This window comes from Isoptericola sp. NPDC058082, from assembly GCF_042885055.1.
Classification (GTDB): Bacteria; Actinomycetota; Actinomycetes; order Actinomycetales; family Cellulomonadaceae; genus Isoptericola.
Genome location: NZ_JBHVSQ010000021.1, coordinates 51,936 through 58,309, shown reverse-complemented (window position 1 = coordinate 58,309; position 6,374 = coordinate 51,936). Strand labels below are relative to the sequence as shown.

Sequence of the window (6,374 nt, the reverse complement as noted above, 5' to 3'; positions counted from 1 at the left end):
GGTGCGGGCCGCCCTTCGAACTACCTCGGCGAGTCTCGAGCTACCTCGGCGTCGGGGTCTCGAGGTCGAAGCCGGGGTCGACGTCGACGATCTCCAGCAGCTCGCCGATGCGGGTGACCTCGAGGAGGAACCGGACGGTGGGCGGCGCGCGCAGCACCCGGACGCGGTGCGGGCTGCGCGACGCGAGGCGTGCGAGGAACGCCACACCCGAGGAATCCATGAAGGTGACGTGGTGGGCGTCGATCTCGACGGGGAGGCCGGAGCCCTCGGCGTCGGAGATGGCCTCGCCCAGCTCGGCTCCGATGTCGGCGTCGATCTCGCCGGACAGCACGACGCGGGCGCGGGACGCACCCACGATGACGTGCACGCTCGCGGGGTCTCCCAGCTCAGGCACCGCGTCTGCCTCCTTCACGTCTGCACGCCGCAGGTCACGTGGGGTCGTGTTCGATCCGTCGTGCACGGTGCTCCTTCCACGCGCCGGGGCGTTCACCTCGAGTCTCGGCGGACACCAATCTACGGTTGAATGACCAGCAAGAACACCAACCAGGGCGGGGAATCTCGGCAGTGGAGGCATTATGACCGAATCATCCGGTCCTGTGCCGCCCCTCCCGGAGGGATTCCTCGACGCTGCCATCGCGGCTGCCGTCATCCCGGCGTTCGTCACCGGTGCCTGGGAGGCCGGGATGCCGGTCCTGTGGATCAACGACGCCTTCGCGCGGGAGTCCGGGATCGGCGTCAACGACCTCGCCGTGCTCGGCAAGCACCCCCTGCTGGAGCTCGTGGACGACGACGCCGAGCGCGAGCGCAGCCAGGGCGACCTGCGCGCCGGGCGTCCCACGACGCGGATGGTCAGCGGCCGGCTGCTCGACAGCCGCGCCACGTGGTGGCAGGTGACGATGTCCCCCGTGCCGGACGCCGACGGGGTGGTGCGGCGCTGGCTCGGCACCGCCACCGACGTGTCGACGCACGTGGAGCGTCAGGCCGCCCAGCTCGCCTCGCTCGAGGTGGAGCGCCGCGAGCGGGCCGACCTCGACCTCATCGCGCAGACCACGGAGCTGCTGGGCGACCTGGAGTACCCCTACGCGCTGCGCGACATCGCCGACCTGCTGCGCGCGCTCGTGCCCTGGGCCGGCTTCTACGTGAACGACGACGGGCTCGTCTTCGCCGACGGCGTCGACGTCGCGTCGCCGCCGAGCGGCCGCGGCCGACGGCACGCGCGGTACGTGCCCGAGCTGCCCGACGACGTCTCCGGGGAGCGGCCGGACCCGCCCGCCGACGGCGGTGCCGCCCGCGAGCCGGTCCGGGACGAGGTGCAGGACCTGCTCGAGGGCGTCGTCGAGGGGCCCGTGATGCTCCGCCTGGGCGCGGGCTTCCCGGCGCACTCCGCGTCGGGGTGGCTGCGCCGCGACCTGCTGCGGCGCGTCGTGGAGGAGACCGGGGCGCTGCCGCGCGCCGTCGTCGTGCACGCGGTGGCGGGGCGCCGCCGCGTGCTGGGGCTGCTGGCCACGTGGCACGGCGTAGGCGTGGCGCCCGACGGCACCGTCACCGAGGAGGTCCGGCCCGGTCCGGGCGAGCCGCAGCACGTGCACACCGTGATCGAGGTGGTGGCGCGCCGGGCCGGCACCGCCATCGACAACGCGCGCCTGTACGCGCGCGAGCACCGGCTCGCCGAGGCGCTGCAGCGCGCGATGCTGCCCGAGCAGGCCGACGTGTCCGGGCTCGACGTGTGGACCTACTACGCGCCCAACGCCGAGCACGCCCAGGTGGGCGGCGACTGGTACGACGTGCTGCAGATCAACGAGGGCACCGTCGGGCTCGTGGTCGGCGACGTCGTCGGGCACGACGTCGAGGCCGCGGCGGCGATGGGGCAGCTGCGGTCCGTGGTGCGCTCGTACGCGTTCGAGCTCGCCACGCCGGGGATCGTCGTCGACCGGGTGGACCAGCTCGTCACGGGGATGCGCATCCCGCGGTCGGCGTCGATGGTCTACGCCACCCTCAAGCACCAGCAGGACGGCGACGTCTGGACCGTGCAGTACACGCGCGCCGGCCACCTGCCGCCGCTGCTGCTGCGCGACGGCACGGTCACCCAGCTCGCGGGCGGGGCCGGCTCCCTCGTGGGCTTCGGGTCGAAGCCGCGCACCACCGGGCAGGCCGAGCTGCGGCGCGGCGACGTGCTCCTCTTCTACACGGACGGCCTCATCGAGCGGCGCGACCGGTCGCTCAAGGTCGGGCTCGACGCGCTCGTCGAGACGTCGGGGCGCATCACTGCCCGCGACGCCGCGGGGGTGGGGGAGGAGCTGCTCTCGCGCCTCGCCGACGCTCCCGAGGACGACGTCGCGCTCGTCGTCGTGCGCGTTCCCGACCCGGTGGCCGACGCGCAGGTCCAGCCGCTCAGCCCGCGCTCGCGGCGGTGGCTGCTGCCCAGCGAGCCCGCGTCCATCGGCCGGGCCCGGCACGCCGTGCTGCGCACCTGCCAGGCGTGGGGGCTGCCGGAGTCGGCGTCGGCCGAGCTCGTCGTCTCCGAGCTGGTCGCCAACGGCGTGCTGCACGGCTGGGGCAACATCGCGCTGCGCCTCTTCGACACCGGCGACGGGCTGCGCATCGAGGTCGAGGACTCCAACCCCGCGCCGCCCGTCACGACCGACGGCCACCCCAACCGCGTCGGCGGCTTCGGGATGCAGATCGTCGAGCGGCTCGCCGACTGGGGCTGGCGGCCCGCCGGCTCCGGCAAGCTCGTGTGGGCCAAGCTGCACGCGACCGCCGTCGGCTGACCACGTCCGGAAGCCCTTGCGAGCTCACCCGACGAGCTCACCCGACGAGGGCGCGGACCTCCTCGGGCGAGGTGCCGGAGTCGCGCAGGAACTGCGCGCAGCGCTCCGCCTCGTCGGACTCGCCGATCTGCGCGGCCGCCTCGGACAGCGCGGCGAGCGCGCGCAGGAACCCCTGGTTGGGCTCGTGGTCGGCGGGGATCGGGCCCTGGCCGCGCCAGCCGGCGCGACGCAGCGCGTCGAGGCCGCGGTGGTAGCCGGTGCGCGCGTACGCGTACGCCGTCACGGACCGGGCGGCGGTGGGCGCGTCGCCCGCGGCGTCGAGCGTGGCCTCGGCCAGCACCGCCCAGGCGAGCGACGACGCGGGGTGGTCGGCGGCGAGCCGGGCCGGGTCCTCCCCGGCGTCGAGGCCGTCGCGCACCTGGGGGTGCTCGTCGGGCAGGAGGGTCGGGGGCGGGCCGGCGAGCAGGTCACGCGCGGAGGAGGTCATGAGCCCCATTCTGGCCCGGCCGCGGCCCGGTTCACAGATCGGCGCCTCGGGCGTCGCGTGCGGCCGGTCGCGGGTACGCTCGCTCCATGATCGAGATCGCGACGTCTTCGACGACGACGACGCTCGTGATCGCCGGTGACCTCGACCTCGCGGAGCGCGACCAGTTCCCGGAGATCGCCACCCGCGTGGTCGGGCTGCGGCGGCAGCTGCTGGTGATCGACATGTGCCGCGTCACGTTCATGGACTCGACCGGGGCCGCGTTCCTCATCTCCCTCGCCGACGCCGGGCGCAAGCGTGGCGGCGCCACGGTGCTGCGCGGCGCGGACGAGCGCGACCTGTTCGTGCTGGAGGTGTGCGGGGCCCTCGACCTGTTCCGCATCGACCGCGACCACCGCTGCGAGTCGGCTCCCGCGCCGTCGACCCCCGCGACGCATCACCCCGCGGGCTGAGCGCGCCGGACCGACGGGCAGGTCACGGGCGGGTAAACTCGGGCGCGGCCCGGACCAGGAGGCCCGCCTCCTCAGGTGACGTGGGTGAACACGCCGGGCCTCGTCGACGCGAGGAGATTTCATGCCAGCCGTGGTGCTCGTCGGTGCCCAGTGGGGCGATGAGGGCAAGGGGAAGGCCACGGACCTGCTCGGGTCCCGGGTCGACTACGTCGTGAAGTTCAACGGCGGCAACAACGCGGGTCACACCGTCGTCATCGGCGACGAGAAGTACGCGCTGCACCTGCTGCCCTCCGGCATCCTGTCGCCCGGCGTCGTCCCCGTCATCGGCAACGGCGTGGTCGTCGACATCGACGTGCTGTTCGAGGAGCTCGACGAGCTGATCGCGCGGGGCGTGGACGTCTCCCGCCTGCTGGTCTCGAGCCAGGCGCACGTCATCGCCGGCTACCACCGCACGCTCGACAAGGTCACCGAGCGCTTCCTCGGCAAGCGCCGCATCGGGACCACGGGCCGCGGCATCGGGCCGGCGTACGCCGACAAGATCAACCGCGTCGGCATCCGCATCGCCGACCTGTTCGACCCCAAGATCCTGCGGGAGAAGGTCGAGGGCTCCCTCGACCAGAAGAACCACCTGCTGGTGAAGGTCTACAACCGCCGTGCCGTCGACATCGACGAGACGGTCGACGAGCTGCTCGCGCACGCCGAGCGCCTGCGCCCGATGGTCGCGAACACGCCGCTCGTGCTCAACGAGGCGCTCGACCAGGGCAAGAACGTGCTGTTCGAGGCCGGCCAGGCCACCATGCTCGACATCGACCACGGCACGTACCCGTTCGTCACGTCGTCGAGCGCCACGGCCGGCGGCGCGGTGACCGGCTCCGGCATCGGGCCCACCCGGGTCGACTCCGTCATCGGCGTCATCAAGGCGTACACGACGCGGGTCGGCGAGGGCCCGTTCCCCACCGAGCTGTTCGACGACATGGGCGAGTACCTGCTCAAGACGGGCGGCGAGTACGGCGTCACGACCGGCCGTGCGCGCCGCTGCGGCTGGTACGACTCCGTCATCGCGCGCTACGCGTCGCGCATCAACGGCCTCACGGACCTCGTGGTGACCAAGCTGGACGTGCTCACGGGCCTGGAGAAGGTGCCGGTCTGCGTGGCCTACGACGTGGACGGCACCCGGTACGACGAGATGCCCGACGACCAGTCGGCGTTCCACCACGCGAAGCCGATCTACGAGGAGATGCCGGGCTGGTGGGAGGACATCTCCGGTGCCCGCACCATCGAGGACCTGCCCGCCAACGCGCAGGCGTACCTCGCGCGCCTGGAGGAGCTGTCCGGCTGCCGCATCTCCGCGGTGGGCGTCGGCCCGCGGCGCGACGAGATCATCCCGGTGCACGACCTGATCCACGCGCGGGCATGACGGCGACGGGCCAGGTCGTCGACGCGCTCGCCCCCACGGGGGTGCTGCGTGCGGTGGTCAACCTCGGCAACCCGGTGCTCGCGCAGGGCACCCGGCACGGCCCGTCCGGGGTGACCGTCGACCTCGCCCGCGAGCTGGCCCGGCGCCTCGGTGTCGAGGGCGTGCTGGAGTGCGTCGACGCCGCGCGGCACTCGTTCGCGGCGGTGGCCGACGGCCGGGCCGACGTCGGCTTCCTCGCCGTGGAGCCGGAGCGGGCCGCGCAGGTCGCGTTCACCGCGCCGTACGTGCTGATCGAGGGCGTCTTCGCCGTTCCCAAGGGCTCGCCCGTCCGCACGGCCGACGACGTCGACCGGCCGGGCGTGCGCGTCGGGGTGAAGGAGGGCTCCGCGTACGACCTGTTCCTCAGCCGCACCCTGACCCGGGCCGAGGTGGTGCGCGGCGCCGACGGCACGGTCGCGTTCGAGGAGCACGGCCTGGAGGTGGCGGCCGGCATCCGGCAGCCGCTGACCCGGTACGTCGCCGAGCACCCCGGGCTGCGCGTCGTCGAGCCGCGGTTCACCGAGATCCGGCAGGCGGTCGCCACCGGTCGCGACCGCGACCCCGTCGCCGTGGCCTGGCTGCGCGACGCCGTCGCCGAGCTCACGGCCGACGGCTTCGTGGCGGAGGCGCTCGCCCGGTCGGGGCAGGACGCCACCGTGCCCGGGGGAACAACGGCCTGACCTGGCGGGTTGTCCCGGCATGACGACGACGGGGACGACCGAGACGGACGACCAGCGGGCCCTGCTCGCCCTGGTGGCGGACGGCAACAAGGGGGTCCTCACGACCCTGCGGAGGGCCGGCCGGCCCCAGCTGTCCAACGTGCTCTACGCGTGGGACGAGGAGACGCGGACGGCGCGCGTGTCCGTGACCGCGGACCGCGCCAAGACCCGCAACGCGGCGCGCGACCCCCGCGTGTCGCTGCACGTGAGCGCCCCGGACTTCTGGAGCTACGCCGTCCTCGACGGCACGGCGGAGCTGAGCGACGTGGCGACCGACGCCCACGACGCCGCCGCCGACGAGCTCGTCGAGACCTTCCGCGTCGCGGCCCGGCAGGAGCACCCCGACTGGGAGGAGTTCCGGCGGGCGATGGTGGCCGACCGGCGCCAGGTGCTGCGCCTGCGCGTCGACCGCGTCTACGGGATGGCCCGCCTGCCGCAGCCGTGACCGGCCCGCCGCGCCCCCCGGGTGCGGCACGCGCGAGCACGGTGCCC

General features: G+C 74.0%; 7 protein-coding genes. 5 read left to right on the top strand and 2 right to left on the bottom strand.

Annotated elements, in window-relative coordinates; all coding sequences use genetic code 11:
- Nucleotides 1-40 precede the first annotated feature (40 nt).
- On the bottom strand, nucleotides 41-394 hold the full coding sequence (locus ACFVS0_RS19875) for an STAS domain-containing protein (RefSeq protein WP_430552207.1): 354 nt from the start codon (nucleotides 392-394) through the stop codon (nucleotides 41-43).
- A 181-nt stretch (nucleotides 395-575) separates the two neighbouring features.
- On the opposite strand from ACFVS0_RS19875, the gene ACFVS0_RS19870 reads away from it, so the two are divergent.
- Nucleotides 576-2,771 carry a SpoIIE family protein phosphatase gene (locus ACFVS0_RS19870; RefSeq protein WP_430586150.1) on the top strand — a complete coding sequence of 732 codons (2,196 nt, stop codon included), beginning with the start codon at nucleotides 576-578 and terminating at the stop codon, nucleotides 2,769-2,771.
- Between the two features lie 37 nt (nucleotides 2,772-2,808).
- On the opposite strand, the gene ACFVS0_RS19865 is transcribed toward ACFVS0_RS19870, so the two are convergent.
- Nucleotides 2,809-3,258: a DUF3151 domain-containing protein gene (locus ACFVS0_RS19865; RefSeq protein ID WP_430563838.1), complete on the bottom strand. Its 450-nt coding sequence runs from the start codon at nucleotides 3,256-3,258 to the stop codon at nucleotides 2,809-2,811.
- A gap of 86 nt (nucleotides 3,259-3,344) precedes the next feature.
- Here ACFVS0_RS19865 and ACFVS0_RS19860 point away from each other — a divergent pair, with 86 nt between their 5' ends.
- From ACFVS0_RS19860 to ACFVS0_RS19845, 4 genes are all read left to right on the top strand, one after another.
- Nucleotides 3,345-3,707 carry an STAS domain-containing protein gene (locus ACFVS0_RS19860; protein WP_429735554.1) on the top strand — a complete coding sequence of 121 codons (363 nt, stop codon included), beginning with the start codon at nucleotides 3,345-3,347 and terminating at the stop codon, nucleotides 3,705-3,707.
- A 121-nt stretch (nucleotides 3,708-3,828) separates the two neighbouring features.
- The gene (locus ACFVS0_RS19855) at nucleotides 3,829-5,124 is read left to right on the top strand and encodes an adenylosuccinate synthase (protein ID WP_430588929.1); all 1,296 of its coding nucleotides are present in this window, start codon (nucleotides 3,829-3,831) and stop codon (nucleotides 5,122-5,124) included.
- Complete coding sequence (locus ACFVS0_RS19850) at nucleotides 5,121-5,843, top strand: transporter substrate-binding domain-containing protein (RefSeq protein WP_430588928.1); 723 nt, start codon at nucleotides 5,121-5,123, stop codon at nucleotides 5,841-5,843. Before ACFVS0_RS19855 ends, ACFVS0_RS19850 begins: the two co-directional genes overlap by 4 nt.
- A 19-nt stretch (nucleotides 5,844-5,862) precedes the next feature.
- Nucleotides 5,863-6,327: a PPOX class F420-dependent oxidoreductase gene (locus ACFVS0_RS19845; protein ID WP_430588927.1), complete on the top strand. Its 465-nt coding sequence runs from the start codon at nucleotides 5,863-5,865 to the stop codon at nucleotides 6,325-6,327.
- Nucleotides 6,328-6,374: the final 47 nt, after the last annotated feature.